16 protein-coding genes are annotated in these 18,780 nt (G+C 67.4%); 9 read left to right on the top strand and 7 right to left on the bottom strand.

The window, feature by feature from the left end; translation table 11 throughout:
* The first annotated feature begins 101 nt into the window (after positions 1-101).
* Positions 102-1,913, top strand: a complete 1,812-nt coding sequence (locus B6S44_RS23380) for an ABC-F family ATP-binding cassette domain-containing protein (RefSeq protein WP_129159294.1) — start codon at positions 102-104, stop codon at positions 1,911-1,913.
* A gap of 242 nt (positions 1,914-2,155) precedes the next feature.
* Positions 2,156-2,902, top strand: coding sequence for a glucose 1-dehydrogenase (locus B6S44_RS23375; protein WP_129159293.1), 747 nt, complete (start codon positions 2,156-2,158; stop codon positions 2,900-2,902).
* An 11-nt stretch (positions 2,903-2,913) separates the two neighbouring features.
* Here B6S44_RS23375 and B6S44_RS23370 read toward each other — a convergent pair whose 3' ends face one another.
* Positions 2,914-3,813: a metallophosphoesterase family protein gene (locus B6S44_RS23370; RefSeq protein WP_129159292.1), complete on the bottom strand. Its 900-nt coding sequence runs from the start codon at positions 3,811-3,813 to the stop codon at positions 2,914-2,916.
* Positions 3,814-4,146: 333 nt separating this feature from the next.
* On the opposite strand from B6S44_RS23370, the gene B6S44_RS23365 reads away from it, so the two are divergent.
* On the top strand, positions 4,147-4,668 hold the full coding sequence (locus B6S44_RS23365; protein ID WP_129159291.1) for an NUDIX domain-containing protein: 522 nt from the start codon (positions 4,147-4,149) through the stop codon (positions 4,666-4,668).
* A gap of 3 nt (positions 4,669-4,671) precedes the next feature.
* On the opposite strand, the gene B6S44_RS23360 is transcribed toward B6S44_RS23365, so the two are convergent.
* Positions 4,672-5,253 (bottom strand): cytochrome b, encoded by a 582-nt coding sequence (locus tag B6S44_RS23360; protein ID WP_129159290.1) that lies wholly within the window; start codon positions 5,251-5,253, stop codon positions 4,672-4,674.
* Positions 5,254-5,508: 255 nt separating this feature from the next.
* Between B6S44_RS23360 and ribA the strand changes: the two genes are divergently transcribed.
* Complete coding sequence (gene ribA, locus B6S44_RS23355; RefSeq protein ID WP_129159289.1) at positions 5,509-6,636, top strand: GTP cyclohydrolase II RibA; 1,128 nt, start codon at positions 5,509-5,511, stop codon at positions 6,634-6,636.
* Between the two features lie 47 nt (positions 6,637-6,683).
* Positions 6,684-9,047 carry a glycosyltransferase family protein gene (locus B6S44_RS23350; protein ID WP_129159288.1) on the top strand — a complete coding sequence of 788 codons (2,364 nt, stop codon included), beginning with the start codon at positions 6,684-6,686 and terminating at the stop codon, positions 9,045-9,047.
* Between the two features lie 225 nt (positions 9,048-9,272).
* Here the strand turns inward: B6S44_RS23350 and B6S44_RS23345 are convergent, their stop codons facing one another.
* From B6S44_RS23345 to B6S44_RS23330, 4 genes are all read right to left on the bottom strand, one after another.
* Positions 9,273-10,133 carry a TIGR01459 family HAD-type hydrolase gene (locus B6S44_RS23345; RefSeq protein ID WP_129159287.1) on the bottom strand — a complete coding sequence of 287 codons (861 nt, stop codon included), beginning with the start codon at positions 10,131-10,133 and terminating at the stop codon, positions 9,273-9,275.
* Complete coding sequence (locus B6S44_RS23340) at positions 10,130-11,065, bottom strand: sugar kinase (RefSeq protein WP_211200716.1); 936 nt, start codon at positions 11,063-11,065, stop codon at positions 10,130-10,132. Before B6S44_RS23340 ends, B6S44_RS23345 begins: the two co-directional genes overlap by 4 nt.
* An 87-nt stretch (positions 11,066-11,152) precedes the next feature.
* Entirely contained in the window at positions 11,153-12,400 is a 1,248-nt protein-coding gene (locus tag B6S44_RS23335) for a coiled-coil domain-containing protein (RefSeq protein WP_129159285.1), read from the bottom strand.
* A gap of 86 nt (positions 12,401-12,486) precedes the next feature.
* On the bottom strand, positions 12,487-13,059 hold the full coding sequence (locus tag B6S44_RS23330) for a DUF1134 domain-containing protein (RefSeq protein ID WP_129159284.1): 573 nt from the start codon (positions 13,057-13,059) through the stop codon (positions 12,487-12,489).
* A gap of 183 nt (positions 13,060-13,242) precedes the next feature.
* Here B6S44_RS23330 and B6S44_RS23325 point away from each other — a divergent pair, with 183 nt between their 5' ends.
* A complete protein-coding gene (locus B6S44_RS23325) occupies positions 13,243-13,761 on the top strand; it encodes a YHS domain-containing (seleno)protein (RefSeq protein ID WP_129159283.1) in 519 nt (172 codons plus the stop codon).
* A gap of 19 nt (positions 13,762-13,780) precedes the next feature.
* Here B6S44_RS23325 and B6S44_RS23320 read toward each other — a convergent pair whose 3' ends face one another.
* Positions 13,781-14,623, bottom strand: a complete 843-nt coding sequence (locus tag B6S44_RS23320) for a 3'(2'),5'-bisphosphate nucleotidase CysQ family protein (protein WP_129159282.1) — start codon at positions 14,621-14,623, stop codon at positions 13,781-13,783.
* Positions 14,624-14,896: 273 nt separating this feature from the next.
* On the opposite strand from B6S44_RS23320, the gene chpT reads away from it, so the two are divergent.
* From chpT to B6S44_RS23305, 3 genes are all read left to right on the top strand, one after another.
* Complete coding sequence (chpT, locus tag B6S44_RS23315) at positions 14,897-15,535, top strand: histidine phosphotransferase ChpT (RefSeq protein ID WP_129159281.1); 639 nt, start codon at positions 14,897-14,899, stop codon at positions 15,533-15,535.
* A 122-nt stretch (positions 15,536-15,657) separates the two neighbouring features.
* Positions 15,658-18,273: a hybrid sensor histidine kinase/response regulator gene (locus B6S44_RS23310; protein WP_129159280.1), complete on the top strand. Its 2,616-nt coding sequence runs from the start codon at positions 15,658-15,660 to the stop codon at positions 18,271-18,273.
* On the top strand, positions 18,270-18,773 hold the full coding sequence (locus B6S44_RS23305; RefSeq protein WP_129159279.1) for a chemotaxis protein CheW: 504 nt from the start codon (positions 18,270-18,272) through the stop codon (positions 18,771-18,773). The genes B6S44_RS23310 and B6S44_RS23305 overlap by 4 nt, the downstream gene beginning before the upstream one ends.
* The last annotated feature ends 7 nt before the right edge of the window (positions 18,774-18,780 follow it).

The raw sequence follows: 18,780 nt of genomic DNA, 5'->3' as shown, positions 1-18,780 counted from the left end.
TCATATGAGATACAAATCGTATCTCATAGTGGATCAAGGCGAGCCACCCGGCAAGACCCGGCGGGGTGACAGGCGCGCCGCCGCAGTCTATCCCGCGCACCATGGCTCCTCTCCTTCATCTTCGCGACGTCGCGCTCACCTTCGGCGGCCAGCCCTTGCTGGAGGGCGCGGAGATCGCCGTCTCGGCCGGCGAGCGGGTCTGCCTGGTCGGCCGCAACGGCTCCGGCAAGTCGACCCTGCTCAAGATCGTGGCTGGGCTGGTCGAGCCCGACAGCGCCGAGCGCTTCGTCCAGCCGGGCGCGACCATCCGCTATCTGCCACAGGAGCCCGATTTCTCCGGCTACAAGACCTCGCTCGCCTATGTCGAGGCGGGCTTAGGCCCCGGCGACGACGCCTATCGTGCGCAATATCTGATCGAGGAATTGGGCCTCACCGGCGAGGAAGACCCCGCCAGCATGTCGGGTGGCGAATCGCGCCGCGCGGCACTCGCCCGTGTACTCGCGCCCGAGCCCGACATCCTGCTGCTCGACGAGCCGACCAACCATCTCGACCTGCCGGTGATCGAATGGCTCGAGCAGGAACTGAAGTCGCTGCGCTCGGCCATGGTGCTGATCAGCCATGACCGTCGCTTCCTGAGCTCGCTTTCGCGCGCCACGATCTGGCTTGACCGCGGCGTGACCCGGCGTGTCGAGCGCGGCTTCGGCGAGTTCGAGGCCTGGCGCGATGAGGTGCTGGCGCAGGAAGAGCTCGACCGCCACAAGCTCGACCGCAAGATCGCCCGCGAGGAGGACTGGCTGCGCTACGGCGTCAGCGCCCGGCGCACCCGCAACCAGCGCAGGCTCGGCGAACTGCATGGCCTGCGCGAGCAGCGCCGCACCGCCCGCCAGGCCGTCGGCTCGGTCCGACTCGAAGCGAGCGAGGCGCAGGCCTCGGGCAAGCTGGTGATCGAGGCCGTCGACATCGCCAAGGCCTATGACGGCCGGCCGGTGGTCAAGGACTTCTCGCTGCGCGTCGCGCGCGGCGACTGCATTGGCATCGTCGGCCCCAACGGCGCCGGCAAGACAACGCTGATCAACCTGCTCACCGGCGCGCTAAAGCCCGACTCAGGCAAGGTCAAGCTCGGCGCCACGCTCGAAATGGTGACGCTCGACCAGCGTCGCGAGAGCCTCGACCCGGCGACGCCGCTCGGCGATGCGTTGACCGGCGGCGGCTCGGACCAGGTCATGGTCGGCGGCACGCCGCGCCACGTCATCAGCTACATGAAGGACTTCCTGTTCCAGCCGATCCAGCGCGGTACTGCCGTCGGCGCGCTCTCCGGCGGCGAACGCGGCCGGCTGATGCTGGCCCGCGCCCTCGCCAAGCCCTCGAACCTGCTGGTGCTCGACGAGCCGACCAACGATCTCGACATTGAAACGCTCGACCTGCTGCAGGAACTGCTCGCCGACTATTCCGGCACGGTGCTGCTGGTCAGCCACGACCGCGACTTCCTCGACCGGGTGGTCTCGTCGACCTTGATTTCGGATGGCGACGGCGTCTGGACCGAGTTCGCAGGCGGCTATTCCGACATGCTGGCCCAACGTGGGCGCGGCGTCGGCGCCAAGGCACGGGCCGTTCCGGTGAAGGCTGCCGCAGCGGAGCCGCAAAAGCTCTCCTCAACGGCGGGCGTGGCCAACACCAGGCGCAAGCTCTCCTTCAACGAACAGCATGCGCTGAAAACCCTGCCACAGCAGCTCGAGAAGCTGCAGGCCGAAGCTGGCAAGCTCAACGCGGCGCTGGCCGGGGATCTCTACACCCGCGATCCCAGGCTCTTCGCCAAGGCGACGGCAAGGCTCGACGAGGTCACACGCGAGATCGCGCAGACCGAGGAGCGTTGGCTCGCGCTGGAGATGCTGCGCGAGGAGATCGAGGCGTAAAGCGGCCAACGCTGTCCCCGTCATGCTCGGCCTTGTGCCGAGAATCCACGTCTTGAACACCACACGCGATCAGTGAAGACGTGGATGGTCGGGACAAGCCCGACCATGACGACAATGCCAAACAGCGTGATTGGCCACTCAGCCCATACAATTCCGCTATCCGCCCAATCGCGAAAGCGTATTTATCTCGGCCGCCAAATCGCCCCACAGTCGCCGGGCAAAACGCTTTCCGAGGGAACACCATGAGACTGAAGGGCAAGACCGCGCTGATCACCGGCGCGGCGCAAGGATTCGGCTTCGGCATCGCCGAGACCTTCGTACGCGAGGGCGCCCGTGTCGCCGTGCTCGACATCAACGGCGACAAGGCGAAGGAAGCGGCGAAAGCAATCGGCCGCAAGGCCTTCGCGGTCGCCTGCGACGTCGGCAAGGGCAAGAGCGTCGACAGCGCCGTGACGAAGGTGATCGCGCGCTTCGGCCGCCTCGACATCGTCGTCAACAATGCCGGCATCAGCCATCGCAACCAGCCGATGCTCGATGTCAGCGAGGCCGAGTTCGACCGCGTCTTCGACGTCAACGTCAAGTCGATCTACCTGATGGCCAAGGCGACGGTGCCGCATTTCCGCGAGCATGGCGGCGGCGTCATCCTCAATATCGGCTCGACCGCGGGCGTCCGCCCCCGCCCCGGCCTGACCTGGTACAATGGCTCGAAGGGCGCGGCGAACCTGCTCTCGAAGTCGATGGCGGTCGAGCTCGCGCCAGATCGCATCCGCGTCAACGCCATCGCCCCGGTCGCCGGTGAGACGCCGCTGCTTGCGACCTTCATGGGCGAGGACACGCCGGAGAAGCGCAAGGCCTTCACCGCGACGATCCCCTGGGGCCGATTCTCGACGCCGCAGGACATCGCCAACGCAGCGCTGTTCTTGTGCTCGGACGAGTCCGAGATGGTGACCGGCTCGGTGCTGGCGGTCGACGGCGGCCGCTGCGTCTGACGGCGACGCCGTCAGACCATCCCCCCGCCCGTCAGCGGCATCAACTGCAGCAGCTTGACCGTGCCGTCGAGATCGAAGGCACGGCGCTCCAGGCTGATGTGAGGGGCCGTCGGCGGCCCCTCGATGCGCAGGAGATGCCAGCAGGCGAGCTCGCCATGGCCGCCGCGCAGGCCGATCGAGGCCGAGGGCACGCCGACGATCGGCACGTCGTGGTCGAGACCCCGCCGCCAGGCCAGCGAGAAACGGTGGTTGTGGCCGTGCAGCACGAGCTCGGCCCCGGCCCGGCGCAGCATCGCCTCGAAGGCATCGGCGTCGATCAGTTCACGCGTGCGCCGCGCGCCGCCGACATAGGGCGGATGGTGGATCAGCACGACGCGGATCAGCCCTTCGGCCTTGGCCTGCGCCAGCAGTTTCTCGGTCGCGGCGATCTGGGCCGAGCCGACCCGCCCTGTCGCCATCAGCGGCATGGTCGGGATGCCTGTGTTCATCCCGATCAGCGCGACCGGCCCGCGCTTGCGATACCAGGGATAACCGGCCTCGCCGCCGTCGCTGGCGCACCAGGGCGCGAGTTCGCGCGCCAGCGCCGACAGCGACGAGCGGGCATAGCAATCGTGATTGCCCGGCACGAAACTGACAGTGTCGCGCGGACCGAGCGTGTCGAGGAAGGAGAGCGCCGTCTTGAACTCGGTCGGCAGGCCGATATGGGAGACATCACCGGTGCAGGCGATATGGTCGGGCTTCTGCGCCAGGATGTCGGCGACGATCAGCCCGAGAATCTCCATGTCATGAGCATGGCGGCGCTTGCGTCGCCAGTTGACGTATCCGGTCGCGCGCTTGCCGAGCAGCTCGCGCAGCGAGAACTTGGTCAGCGGCCCGAGATGCGGGTCGGAGAGATGCGCGAGCGTGAACACGCTCCAGCGCTTGCCTTCAACGCCCGCGCCGCGTCAAGCGCGACGGCGGCGGCGGGCGAAGATGACGCAGCCTGAAAGGCTCAGTTGGCCGAGCCCATCAACTCCGAGACGATGCGCGGATCGGTCAGGGTGACAGCCGGCTTCCAGACGAAGCGGGGCTTGGCGTTCAGACGAGCAGTGATGAAGGCGAGAAGCATGACAATTCCCCAGTGGTGATGCGAAGTTCGTAGCTCTCATATAAGGCGCGTTTGTGTTATATCGAGAGGCGAAATAGAGTTCTGATATGCACACAGCGCATGTAGAATTAACCTGGCACTGGGATCTGCCCAAATCATGAGCAATGAGGATGGATCCGGGCCGCGCTCCGGCGCGGCGGGAATAGAACTGGTACCGCGAGGGCTTCGGCGATTGGCCGGCCGCGGCCTGCACCTCTATTTCCGCCTCAGCCGCGGCATGACGCTCGGCGTACGCGCCGCCGTGTTGAGCGAGGCCGGCGAAGTCCTGCTGGTGCGCCACACCTACACCCCCGGCTGGCACCTGCCCGGTGGCGGCGTCGAGCCGAACGAGACCCTGGCCGACGCGGTCGCCAAGGAACTGCGCGAGGAAGCGAACGTCGCGCTGACCGCTCCGGCCGTGCTGCACGGCGTCTTCCTCAACCGCCATACCTCCGACCGCGATCATGTCGCCGTCTTCATCGTCCGCGCCTTCACGCAGAGCACGTCGAAGCAGCCTGATCACGAGATCGCCGAAGCGCGCTTCTTCCCGCTCTCCGCCCTGCCCGACAAGACGACGCCGGGCACTCGCCGCCGCCTCGCCGAGATCATCGACGGGACGGCGCTACCGGCGGAATGGTGAGCCTTACTTCAGCCCGGGCAGCATCCGGCGCAGCACACCGTCTTTGCGGATGAAATAGTGGAAGAGCGCGGCCGCGATATGCCCGCAGACCAGCAGCGCCAGCAGGATAGCGACCCAGCCATGGACGAAGAGCACCCGCTTGGCCACCTCCTCATTGGGCGCGGCCAATGCAGGCAGGTCGAACAGACCGAACACCGTCAGCGACGGAAACAGCGTGATGCCGATCCAACCGAGCAGCGGCACGATCAGCAGCAGACCGTAGAGCGCCCAGTGGACGAGGTGCGAAGCGGCCTTCTGCCACCATTCCAGCGTCGGCTCGTCGGGCGGTGCGCCACGCAGCAGCCGATAGATCAATCGGCCGGCGCTGAGCCAGAGCACGAGGAAGCCGATCAGCTTGTGCGTCGAATAGAGCGCGTCGGTCACCCCGTCCCAGATATCGAGCGTGTTGCCGCGATAGGTCATGGCGAACCCGAGCGGCACCATTACGAACACCGCCGCGGCCGTGATCCAGTGCAGGGTCCGCGCCCCCCGGCTGTAGGCGAAGCGTCCCGCGCCAGTTGTCACCTCGTCATGTCGCTGCGTCATTTCCCTTCGACGCTCCCGATCGCCATATTCGGCTCCTGCTGAGACTATTCATCTGGTGTTCAATCTCGCGCTTTTATACGCCAGTCTGCAATCCGCTGCCGATCAGATGGATTGCAGGCACTGTCTTGGGAACCACGCAGAAACGGACACGTTGTTAGGAACGCGACGTTGTACCGGGTGCATCCATCCGAGTGAGACGCGCGTAGCAAGTACACTTCCTCCGCCGCTTTTGGGCGCAATCTGACGGACCTTCCGATGCCTCAGTCGCGTACGCTTTTCGGCCGGCCGGGTGAAACCGATCTGGTCACCGTCGACCGCGCTCTCGCCGAGTTCCGCGCTGCCCGCCCCGTGCTTCTGCGCCATGGCGGAGAGCTGGCGCTGGCGCTGGCGGCCGAGCTCGCTGAGGCTGAGCTCGCCACCCGTCTCGACGATCTTTCCGCTGGCCATGCTCGCCTCGTGCTGAGCGCTGCGCGCCTGCGCCGTCTCGGCGCCAAGGGCCGTGCGGAAACCGGCATCCTCGCCATGCCGGCAATCGATCTGGCCCGTATCGAGGCCCTTGCGCTGAAGCTCGACGCCCGCGTCGATGCGCCTGTCGGCCCGGCCGGCCCGCTCGACAACGCTGCGCTCGAACTGGCGCGTCTCTCACTCGTGCTGCCGGCTGTAATCCTGGTGCCGGTGTCGGCGGCCCAGGTCGCCGGCGAGCCGCTGATCGAGGTCACCATCGAGGCCGTCAACGGCTATCGCGCCGCGCAGGTCGCCCGCCTCTCTATCGTCGGCCGTGCGCCGGTGCCGCTGGAGGGAGCTCCAGATACCGAGTTCGTCGTCTTCCGCGGCGGCGAGGGCCTGCGCGATCAGGTCGCGATCATCGTCGGCAAACCTGATCTCTCGACTGCCGTGCCCGTGCGGCTGCATTCCGCCTGCCTGACCGGCGACCTGTTCGGCTCGCTGAAATGCGATTGCGGCGACCAGCTGCGCGAGACCGTGCAGTGGATGGCGCAGAACGAGGGCGGCATCCTGCTCTATCTCGACCAGGAGGGCCGCGGCAACGGCATCTCCAACAAGATGCGCGCCTACAAGCTGCAGAGCCAGGGCTGGGACACCTACGACGCCGACGAGGTGCTCGGCTTCGATCTCGACCAGCGCCATTTCGACTTCGCCGCCGCCATGCTGAAGCAACTCGGCGTCTCCAGCGTCACGGCGCTGACCAACAACCCGCTCAAGGTCGGGGCGATCAAGGCCGCAGGGCTCGAAGTCGCTGCGACCCAGCGTGTGCTCGGCCGCCCGAACGTCCATAATGTTCGCTATCTCGCCTCGAAGCGCGACCGTGCCGGCCACTTCATCGACATGGACGCGCTGATGGCGCGCGCCGCTCCGAAGGATTGATTGGAGCCGGCATTGATCCCGCGCCGGGCCTGGGGCAGGAAGCCACCATGCCCGATCGGGACCGCCACGAGATCGAACCGATACCCGCACCCTGGCCAACCGCCAGGGTAATGCTGCTGGTCTGCGCCGGCTGGCTGGCTTTGTCCTGGCCCTGGCTCTCCGGCGCCGTCACCGTGCCCTGGGACGCCAAAGCGCATTTCCACCCGCAGCTGCAATTCCTCGCCAGCGCCCTGCACAAGGGCCTCTCGCCGTTCTGGACGCCCTTCGTCTTCGCCGGCTCGCCGCAGGTCGCCGATCCGCAATCGCTGATCTTCTCACCGCCCTTCTTCCTGATCGCCCTGCTCAACCCGACACCGGATTTCCGCTGGAGCGACGGCGCCCTGCTCGGGTCGCTGCTCGTCGGCGCGCTCTGCCTCGTGCTGCTCTTCCGTGATCGCGGCTGGCATCCGGCCGGTGCGGTCGTCTGCGCCCTCTCCTTCGCCTTCGGCGCGGCTGCCGCCTGGCGCATCCAGCATGTCGGACAGGTGCTGAGCCTGTCCTGTTTCGCGGTGACGCTGCTGCTGCTGTCGCGGGCGCTCGAACGCAGTTCCTGGCGCTATGGTTTCGCGGCAGGTCTTGCCGCCGGCTTCATGGTGCTGGGACGCGACCAGGTCGCGCTGCTCGGCGTCTATGTCCTCGCCGGGCTGGTCCTCGCCGCCATCGCCATGGCCGACAGGCCGCTGGCGGCGCTGCGGGCGAGCATCGTGCCCCTTCTGCTCGGCGTACTCGGTGCGGCACTGGTCGCGACGGTGCCAATCCTGCTCACCGCTGTCCTGGCAGAGGAATCCAACCGGCCGGTCATTGATCTCGCCGGGGCCGGCAAGGGCTCGCTGCATCCGGGCTCGCTGCTGACCGGACTGATCGCCAATCTCTACGGCGCGTCCGGGCCGCTTGAGAATTTCTGGGGACCGCCGAGCCCGGCCTGGGAGAAGCGCTTCGGCCCGCTCGACCTCTATCTCGCCCGCAATATGGGCGAGCTCTATCTCGGCCTCCTGCCGATCCTGCTCGTCGCCAGCGTCGGCATCGTCCGCGGCGCCCTGCTCCGGCGCGAGATCGTCGCGCTCAGCGCTGCGGCGCTGATCGTGCTGGTCTATGCGCTCGGCCGCTACACACCGGGCTTCGCCCTGCTCTTCCACTTGCCTGGCAGCGATTTCTACCGTCGCCCGGCCGATGCACTCTTCATCCTCGGCGCGCTGCTGTCGATCCTTGGCGGCTATCTCACCCATCTCGTCCTGACCGATACCGCCCCGCGGCCGCGCTGCTGGCAGATCGCGCTCGAAATCCTGCTGCTGCTTGCAGGCTTCGGCCTGGCGATCTGGCTCGCCTGGACGGTCGGGCGCCTGCATGTCGCCTTCGTGCCATTGGTGACCGCCGCGCTCTGCCTGATGCTGGTCGCTGGCGCGCTGGTCGCGGCGCGCGGGCTTGCCCTGCAAGGCGCGGGCATGGCCGCGACGATCGTCCTCGCCGCCGCCATGATCGTCGATCTTGCGGTCAACAACGGCCCCAGCGAGTCGACCGCGCTGCCGGCCAGGATGTACGAGGTGCTGCGCGCCGACAGCAGCAACGAGACCATTGCCCTCCTCAAGCGCGAGACCGCCCGCACTGCCGGACCCGACCGGCGCGACCGCATCGAGCTCGCCGGCATCGATTTCCATTGGCCGAACGCCAGCCTGGTCCACGGGCTCGACAACACGCTGGGTTACAATCCGCTCCGCCTCGGCCTCTACAGCCAGGCGACCGGCGCCGGCGACCATGTCGCCCTGCCCGATCAGCGCAGCTTCTCGGCCCTGATGCCGTCCTACCGCTCGCTGCTCGCCGACATGCTGGGCCTGCGCTTCATCGCGACGGGCGTCCCGGTCGAGGAGATCGACAAGCGGCTGAAGCCCGGCGACCTCGTCCAGATCGCCCGGACCAAGGACGCCTATGTCTATGAGAACCCGCGCGCCTTGCCGCGCGTGCTTCTTGTCACGGAAGCGCAAGCTGCCGATTTCGGCGCGATCCTGAAGAGCGGCCAATGGCCTGCTGGTTTCGATCCGCACCGCACCGTCCTGCTCGACAAGGCGCCGCCGCCTATTCCGACCGGCCCGGCGCAGGTGGGAAGCGTCCGCATCCGCAACTACGGCACGACCGAGGTGCTGCTCGATGCTGATGCACCGCGCGGCGGCTTCGTCGTGCTGAACGATGTCTGGCAGCCCTGGTGGCAGGTCGAGGTCGACGGCAAGCCGGCCGAGTTGCTGCGGGCGAACGTGATCTTCCGGGCGGTGCAGGTGCCGCCCGGCCGCTCGACGATCCGCTTCGTCTTCCGCCCGCTCGACGGGCTCTATCACGCGATCGGCGAGCGGATCCGCAAGGCGAACCCGCCGCCTGTGTGAGTGCTTAGTCTTTCCGGGGCGGCCCTTAGGGCCGAGCCCGGGACCCATGAACACGCCCTTTCCGTCATGGTCGGGCTTGTCCCGACCATCCACGTCTTCGTTCTTCGAGAGCGGTGTTCAAGACGTGGATGCTCGCCACGAGGGCGAGCATGACGAACTGGATCAGCGTCGTGTTCATGGGTTCCGGGCTCCTCGCTACGCTCAGCCCCGGAATGACAGTTCAACTTACCCCAACGCCGCCATCGCTGCGACCGGCAGCGGCCGATGCGCCGCCAAGACCCGCGCGAGCCCGTCAGGAACGACGGAGCCATCCCGGATCGTCTCGTCGCGATGGATGCCGCCAGCGATGAACAGGCTGTCGAAGCCCATCATCCTGGCGCCGGCGAGATCGGTGCGCACCGCATCGCCGATCACCAGCACGCGGGCCGGGTCGACATCGCGGCCGCCACGCGCCTCGCGGGCGGCCGCGAGCGCCAGATCATAGGCTGGCCGGTGCGGCTTGCCGGCCCAGGCGACATGGCCGCCGAGCTCCTCGTAGATCGTCGCCAGCGCCCCCGCGCACGGCAGGAGATCATGGCCGACATGGACGACGAGGTCGGGATTGCCGCAAATGAAAGGCAGCCCGCGCGCAGCGAAACGCGACAACAGCGGCCGGTACTGCTCCGGCTGCTCGCGGCGGTAATCGTTGAGCTCGGTCGCGACGACGAATTCGGCTTCGGCCTCGCCGACGAGCTCGATGTCGAAGCCCGCGAACACCGCCCGGTCCCCATGCTCGCCGATATGATAGGCCTTGCGCAGATGCGTCTCGGCGATCAGCGCCCGTGTCACATCGCCAGAGGTCACCAGCCGGTCCCAGGCGGCGCGAGGCACGCGCTTTTCGTCGAGTACGCCGGCGATCTGCGCCGAGGGCCCCGGCGCGTTCGAGAGCAGCACCACGGTGCCGCCGCCGTCGCGATAGCGCATCAGCGCCTCGCAGGCCGGCCCGAGCGCCAGGACGCCGTCATGGACGACGCCCCAGACATCGCTGATCAGCACATCGTAGCGCGCGAGCAGCGCGCCCGCTTCCATCAGGACAGGAACGCTCATGCCCGGCCAGCCGCCTCCTGCGCGATCCGCGCCTCGACCTCGGCCCGGCGCGGCAGCGGCGCCACTGCGCCGTACCCTTGCGTCGAGAGCGCCGCCGCGACATTGGCATAGGCCCCGGCCGTGAAGGCGTCGCCGGTGCGGATGTACTCGGCGAGGAAGGCGCCGTCATAGCAATCGCCGGCGCCGGTCGCATCGATCGCATCGACCTTGATCGGCACGAAGCGCTGGCGCCTCGAAGGCGTCGCCACGAGCGAGCCCTCATGGCCGAGCGTCAGCGCCACGACCTTGGCGCCCAGCTTCAGGTAGAAATCGACGATGGCGTCGGGCTGCTCCAGCCCAGTCAGCAGCTTCGCGTCGCCATCGCCGGGCAGAACGATATCAGCCATCTCACAGGCGGCGTGGATGATCGCCCGCGCCCGCGTCAGCGGCCAGAGCTTGAGCCGGAGATTGGTGTCGTAGGCGGTCAGCACGCCGTTCTCGCGCGCCGTCGCGAAGGCCTCGAACACCGCATCGCAGGCGCTCGTCGAGATCGCCTGGCTGATGCCGGAGGCCTGGATCACCTTGGCCGAGGTGATGAGATCCCTAGGCAATTGCGCCGGACCATAGAGAGCCGCGGCCGAGCCGGCACGCACATAGGAGAAGACGTGGCCCTGCGGCCCATGCGAAACGAAATAAAGCCCGGTCGGCGCAGACGGATGCGTCGAGACATGGCTGTCGTCGACGCCTTCTTCAGCCCACAGCGTCCGGAATGAACGGCCCGGCTCGTCATCGCCCAGCGCGCCGATATAGGCGACCTTTGCCCCCTGCCGCGCCGCAGCGATCGCGCAATTGGAGGTGTCACCGCCTTGGCCGAAGCGATAGGCGCCAGCTTCGCCTCGCGTCGCGTTGAACTCGCCGAGGGGTTCGCCGATACAAACGATGTCCGTCATCATCCCAACCGAAACCGCCGGCCGCGAGCGCGGCCCGGTCCTCCCTAGAACATGTTCGGCAAAAGTGGAAAGGCCCTGCCCGGCAGGCGCCTATTCCGCCGCCTCGCGGCTTTCCGACGCGACCAGCAGCGCATCGGCCAAGCGGACGATCTCCTGGCGCAAGGCCGCCTCCCCGGCTGCCTTGCCGCCGCCCTGCTTGCGCAATGCCGCAAGCTCGCGCTTGAGGCCGGCCCGGTCGGTACGCGCCTGATCGCGGGCGCCCTGGACGGTGCCCAGCTCGGCATGGAGCGCTTCGAGCGTCTCGTCTCGTTCGCGCAAGGCCTCTCGGTGAGCCGCCGCGTCGCTGGCCAGTTGTCCCTTCAAGCGGGCCTCGGCCGCAACGGCGGCTTCGATCCTGTCTTCCAGCGCCTTGATCCGGGTCAGCGCCTCGGCTTGCTCCAAGGATGCCTGCGTCACGGCCGCCTCCTGTCGTGCGATCTCGGCGCCGAGCTTGACGGCGTTCGCATCGGCTGCTCGCGACGCAGCCTCGGCCTCGGTCGCGCGCGTCGAAAGAGCGTCGGCCCGCAATCTCTCGCTGTCGCGGTCCAGTTTCATGGCCGAGAGGTTAGTCCGCGCCTCTGCCAGCGCCGTCTCCGCTGTGGTGAGCCGCGCCGAGAAATCGTCGCGCTCGCCCTCCAGCTTGAGCCTGAGCGTACCGGCCTCGACCAGGACGAGGCGCTGGCGATCATGCTCGCTGTTCAATGCTGAAAGAGCCTGGTCGCGCTCGGCGAGCGTCGCTTCGGCCCTGTCGTGCAAGGTCCTGAGCTCGGCAAGCTGATGGTTGCGGGCGGCGAGATCGGCCGAGCTGCCGCTGAGCGCCTGACGGGTCTCGGCGAGTTGCGCTTCCACGGCTGCAAGATCGCTGACCCGGCTCGACAATGTCGCCTGTGTCGTCTGGTGGCCGACGCTTTCCGTCGCCAGCGTCGCGCGCGTGTCCGCCAGGTCCTGCGTCGCCTGCCGCAGCTCCGTTTCAAGGTGAGCGATCCTCTGCCGTCGCTCGGTCAGGTCGGTTTCGAGCCGGCTTATCGCCATGTCGCGCCGGCCGAGCTCGCTCATCGCGCCGGCCTTGGCGGCGAAGCCACTTTCCGCCCTCTGCTCCAGCGCCCGCTCGCGGATCGCCTGCTCTGCGCGCAAATGGTCGCGGTCGGCTGCGATTTCGGCAAGCGAGAGTGGAAACGCAGCCTCGGCTCGCCGCCGCGCCAGCCGGTCGGCCCGGCGGCTCAGAGCCGGCAGCGCCGAGAGGGCGAGCAGGCTGGCCGACAGAAAGCCGAGCGCGACGAGCATGACGGCTTCGATCAAGGCGGAACGGCTCCCGTGTCTGCGATCAGCCCGATCTCAGGCTGCCATGCCTCGCAAGATAAGACCAGCAGCGCCGAATTATCAGATCAGAACGGGTTCCAGGTCGCCTGCGGTGTGAATTTCAGGTAGCCGAGGTTGACGCCAAGCCGCCAGCCGACGCCGGTGCGGATCGGCACGACCGTCACGCCGCCGGCCGTCAGCGCCGTGAAACCGAAGCCACCGACGAAATAGACCGAGCCGTCGACCCCGCCGAAACGCTGATAGAGCGCTCCGACGCTGGGCAGATTGTAGATCAGCATCATGGTGCGGGCGCCGTCGCCGCCGAAATCGAAGCCGACCGAGGGCCCCTGCCAGTACACCTTACGGTCGCCGGCATTGCGGGTGAACAGCGTTCCCTCGCCATAGCGCAGCCCGCCCACAAAGGCGCCGGAGGCCTCCTGGCCGAGGACATAGCCGTTCGGCTCGCCCCAGCGGCGCACCGCCTCCTCGATCGTCAGGGCAAGACCGCGCGAGACATTGCCGAAGAACTGGTGGCCGGAGGTGACCAGCTCGTTCTGCGAAAAGGAGCGCTCGTTCTGCTGAGCGGCGGCGGGACCGGCGGCGAGACTCATGCCGAGCAGCAGTGCGCTGGCGAGCAGGGTGCGGCGGGTGTGGTTCATCTCATCGTCTCCAGGCAAGCGCCGGGCATTGGGCATTCGGCCTCCTGCCGGGTGGCGTCGACGGTGGGTCCTGCGAATCCTCGTGACCACGGTAACCTCCTGGATACGCTGTATGTGTATCCAAGCGGTGAACCGCGGCGCAGAACGCGCCGTGACGCGGCTTGAAGCCAAGGATTGGTGTCGATGAAGGCCGCAGCAAGGCATGCCGGGATCATCCTCGCCGGCGTCGGACTAAGCTGTGCGCTTCCCTTCACAGCCGGGACGAGCCGGGCCTCAGCCCTCCCCCCGGGCCTGCCGCAACTGCCGCATCTCGGCGAGAGCATGCAGCGCGACAACCGCTCCGGCTTCGCGCTCTCCGGCTTCGATCCCGTCGCCTATTTCCTGAACGACGCCGCAGTGCCGGGGCTGCCCGATTACGAACTGATCTCTGAAGGAATGGTCTGGCGCTTCGCCAGCGCCGCCAATCGCGACGCCTTTCGCGAGGCGCCAGAGGTCTATACCCCGCGCTTCGGCGGCTTCGACGCCAGCGGCGTCGCGGAAGGGCGGGTTGTCGATGCCGACCCGCGCCGCTTCGCCGTCATCGGGTCGCGCCTCTATTTCTTCCGCAGCGACGAGAATCGCCAGCGCTTCCTCACTGAGGCGGCCTTGCGGGCAAAAGCCCAGGAGCGCTGGTCGACCGTGACGGCATTGATCGCACGCTGAGCCCGCTCGGCAGCTGATCCTAGCAGCGGCAGGTCGCCGCCTTCTCGATCGCGAGCCTGGCCAACCTCTCGCAGCTCGCAGCGACAAAAGGCGGGTTGCGGAAATCGCGATCGACATTGCCGTAAACCGGCTTTTCGCCGTCGAGGGTCAAAAGCACACCGCCGGCAGCCGCAAGGATCGCATCGCCGGCGGCGATGTCCCATTCCATCGTGGTGCCGCCGCGCACATGCAAGTCGGCCTCGCCGCTGGCGATGAGCCCGAATTTCACCGCCGAGGACACCGGCGCGCCCTCCCCCTTCGCAAGCGCAGTCGCCACCCCGGCACTGACCGTGTCGCCGTGGAAGCGGCTCACCAGCATCAGTGGCCCTCCTGCCGGCTCGGTGCGGACATGGACTTCGCGCGCCGTGCCCAGCGCTACCGCCTCTGCATTCAGCGCCTGGGCGAAGCTCCGCTCACCGCCATACCAGAGCCGGCCCAGAGCAGGCGCGGCGATCGCGCCCGCAAGCGGCCGGCCATCGTGGATCACGGCGATGGCGACGCAATAGCTGTCGCCGGAGGCCAGGAACTCACGCGTGCCATCGAGCGGGTCGAGCAGGATGAAGACCGAAGCCGGCGCGACGTCGCCGACGCTCTCCTCGCTGATCACCGGAAAGCCGGGCAGCAGCTCGGCCAGCGCCTGCTTCGCGGTGAAATCCGCGGCGAGGTCGGCAGAGCAGACCGGCGAGCCGTCCGCCTTGAGCTTGACGTCGCGCACCGCCCGCTTCGCCAGCAGGACCGCAGCCGTGCGGCGCGCCGCCTCGCCGAGCGAGCGTGCAAGCCCGTCCCGGTCGATCAGACGCGGATCGTCGTGAGCGATGGCCATGTCCCGAACCAGTCTCGCCGGCGCCGTATGCCATGCAGTGCGAATGCCGGGCGGCGCCTCCGGCGGTCTCGTTCTGTTAGGTAATGCATGGCGGGCCAAAGAAAAAGCCGGCTCGCCTTCTGGCAGCCATCTTGCCCCGGCATGCCAGAGCGGAACGCTCCGACGGTGACTCCCTCGCGGCTATGGTTAACCAGCTGCAAACCAGCGTAGCGCATGCTGCACCATCACATTGGGCGCCTACCGCCCTGATTCTCTTGATCGCAGGACCGGATCATGACCGCCATCTCGCTCGAGCCGCTCGATCTGGCCGCGCTTCTCTGCAGCCGCGTCTGCCATGACGTGATCAGCCCGGTCGGCGCGATCGTCAACGCACTCGAAGTCCTCGAGGAGGACGATCCCTCGATGAAGGATTTCGCGCTCGACCTGATCAAGAAGAGCGCGCGCAATGCCTCCGCCCGCCTGCAGTTCGCGCGGCTCGCCTTCGGCGCCGCTGGCTCGGCCGGAGCGATGATCGACCTCGGCGACGCCGGCTCCGTCGCCAACGGCTTTCTCAACGACGAGAAACTGTCGCTCGACTGGGAGGCCCCGCGTGCTCTCCTGCCGAAGAACCAGGTCAAGCTGGTGCTCAACCTGCTCGTTCTGGCGACACAGGCGATTCCGCGCGGCGGCAAGATCACGTCCCGTGCCACCGTCACCGGCGAGCAGGGTAGCTTCGCCATCACCGCCACGGGCTCGCATGCGCGCATTCCCGCCCATGTCGAGGAGCTGATTGCCGGGCGCTCCGAAAGCGGCGTCATCGACGCTCATGCGGTCCAGCCGCTCTATACCGGCCTGGTCGCCCGCGCCGCTGGAATGAAGATCGCCTTCGCCATCGAGGGCGATACGGTCAGCATCAATGCGGACGCGGCCTGAGCCTCGACGAAACGGCTCCGGCGGGTGCGATACTGCGCGGTTTCCGCTCGCTCTCAACTGATCATAAACCCTTGCACCGCAATATCCGGAACAAATCCGTGATGTAAGTGAGCAGTCCGTGCATGGACGAGTTGCTGCAAGAGTTTCTCGGCGAGACCGGCGAGCATCTCGATATGGTCGATCGGGAACTCGTCCGCTTTGAGCAGGAGCCCAATAACGGGGATATCCTGCGCAACATCTTCCGGCTCGTTCACACGGTCAAAGGCACCTGTGGCTTCATCGGCCTGCCGCGTCTCGAAGCGCTGACACATGCGGCCGAATCCGTCATCGGCCAGTTCCGCGACGGCGCGAGCGTCTCCTCGACGGCAGTCACCGCGATCCTCGAGACCATCGACCGGATCAAGGAGATCATGGCCGAACTCGCCGAGAAGGGGCAGGAGCCGCCAGGCCATGACGGCCAGCTGATCGACGAATTGCGCGGTCTCGCCCAGCGGGCAAAGCAGGAGCTGGCCGCCCGGCAGACGCAGCCGCCGCTCGACCCGGTCGCAGCCTATCTCGCCCGCACTTCCGGAACTCGCCCGGCCGAGCCTGCGCCCCCGCCCGTCCCGGGTGCGGCGGTGGACGAAATGGATCTGGTCTTTCGCGCGGCGCCGAGCCCGCTCGACCAACCCGGACAGGCTCATGGCGATGCTGCCCGGGACGCGAGGGCGGCTGGGCCTGCGACGTTGCGCGTCAATGTCGACACGCTCGAGCATCTGATGACCATGGTCTCGGAGCTGGTGCTGACCCGCAACCAGCTGCTCGAGATTGCCCGCCGGCAGGAGGATGCCGGCCTGAAAGGACCGCTGCAGCGGCTCTCGCTCATCACCGCCGAATTGCAGGACGGCGTGATGAAGACGCGCATGCAGCCGATCGGCAATGCCTGGTCGAAGCTGCCGCGCATCGTCCGCGATCTCTCCACCGACCTCGGCAAGAAGATCGAGCTGGTGACGGAAGGGGCCGACACCGAGCTCGACCGGCAGATCCTCGAACTGATCAAGGACCCCCTGATCCACATGGTCCGCAACTGCGCCGATCATGCGATCGAGGAGCCGCAGGAGCGCGCCGCGCTCGGCAAGTCCGAGATCGGCACGATCCGGGTATCGGCCTATCACGAAGGCGGCTCGGTCACGATCGCGATCACCGATGACGGTCGCGGCATGGACACCGCTCGCATCCGCCGCAAGGCGGTGCAGCAGGGGTTGGTCGGCGAAGCGGAAGCAGAGCGGCTGAGCGAGACGCAGGTCCTGCGCTTCATCTTCCATCCGGGCTTCTCGACCTCCGACACGGTCTCCGCCATTTCCGGCCGCGGCGTCGGGATGGACGTGGTCAAGGTCAATGTCGATGCAATCGGCGGCATGATCGACGTCACCAGCATCGCTGGCGCAGGCACCACCATAACGATCAAGATCCCGCTGACATTGGCGATCGTCTCGGCTCTGATCGTCGCGACCGCGGGCCAGCGTTTCGCCATCCCGCAGGTGGTCGTGCGCGAGCTGGTGCGCGTCAAGACCGGTGGCGAGCACAGCATCGAACGCATCAACAATGCGCCCGTGCTGCGGCTGCGCGAGCGGTTGCTGCCGATCATCGCCCTCGCTGGGGTGATGGACACGGCGAGCGACGCCATCGTCGACGATGGCTTCATCGTCGTGACGCAGGTCGGCGAGCGTCAGTTCGGCATTCTCGTGGAGTCCGTGTTCCACACCGAGGAAATCGTCGTCAAACCGATGTCGACCCGGCTCCGCCATATCCCGCTGTTCTCGGGCAACACCATCCTCGGCGACGGCGCCGTGGTGCTGATCGTCGACCCCAACGGGGTAGCGCGCCTGGTCGGCGTGGCGGCGCCTCAGGACGAAGCCGCTTCGGACATCTCCACCGATGCTGCCCTCCCCGTCGAGCGCACCACGATGCTGGTCTTCCGCGCCGGCAAGGATCGGCTGAAGGCCGTCCCGCTGTCCCTGGTCACGCGGCTCGAGGAGGTCGATGCCAGGCTGTTCGAGAGCGGCGGCGGGCGCACGCTGCTCAACTATCGCGGTCGGCTGATGCCGGTCGTTCCCGTCGAAGAGGTCCAACTCCGGCAGAGCGGCTTGCAGCCGCTGGTGATCTTCTCGGAAGGCGACTTCAGCATGGCGCTGGCAGTCGACGCCATCGTCGACATCGTCGATGAAGTGCTCGACATCGAGATGCTGGCCATGCCCGAGCAGGGGCTGCTCGGCTCGGCGATCGTCAGAGGCCGCGCGACCGAGATCCTCGACCTCGCGCACTACCTGCCCAAGGCCAATCCCAACTGGCTGCACGTACGCCGCAGCGACGCCGGCGGACCACGCGTCCTGCTGGTCGAGCCGTCCGAGTTTCTGCGCGAGATGCTTGCCCCCGTGCTGAGGGCCACCGGCCTCCAGGTGATCCATGCGGCTGACTTCGCCATGGCGGCCGGCCTCGCCTCCGGCAGCACCGAGCTGAACGCCGTCGTGATCGATCTCGACCGCAACGCCGAGGCCGCCTTCGCGCTCGCCGCACGGCTGCGCGCCGAAGCGCGACACGCCAATCTGCGTATCATCGGGCTCGCAAGCTTGCCGACGCCCGAGCTACACGTCATGGCTGCACAGGCGGAGTTCGACGAAGTCGTCGCCAAGTTCGATCGGCGCACGCTGATTGCGGAGCTCGCCGAGACCCGGCCCAAACTGAGGCGAGCCGCATGACCGGCACAGGCAACGATAGCGAATCCGGCGTCGCGGCTTTCGAGGATTCGCTCGACTATGTTACCGTCACGGTCGGCGGGCAGCTGCTCGGTCTGCCGATCGCGCGCGTCCAGGATGTCTTCATCGCCACCCGCGTCACGCCGGTGCCGCTGGCGCCGAGCGAGATCGTCGGCCTGATCAATCTGCGCGGGCGCGTCGTCACCGCGATCTGCATGCGCCGCCGGATGGGTCACGTCGACGCCTACGCGGCGCCCGCCGGCGCTGACGGACGCGAACTTACCGCAGTCGGCATCGATCAGGGTGGCGAAGCCTTCGCGCTCATTGTCGACACGGTCGGCGAGGTGATGCGCCTCAGCCGTACGACCTTCGAGCCCGTGCCGATCCATCTCGATCGTGCCTGGTCTGCCCTCGCCAAGGGTGTTCACCGTCTCGACGATCGCCTCTTGGTCGTGATCGACGTGGATGCCGTCCTCAACATCGAACTGCCGATCGCCGCCTGACGGCAAT

The organism is Allobosea sp. Tri-44 (genome assembly GCF_004123845.1).
Lineage (GTDB): Bacteria > Pseudomonadota > Alphaproteobacteria > Rhizobiales > Beijerinckiaceae > Allobosea.
The sequence above is the reverse complement of the archived record's forward strand: the minus strand, read 5'-3'. Positions and strand labels throughout refer to the sequence as shown.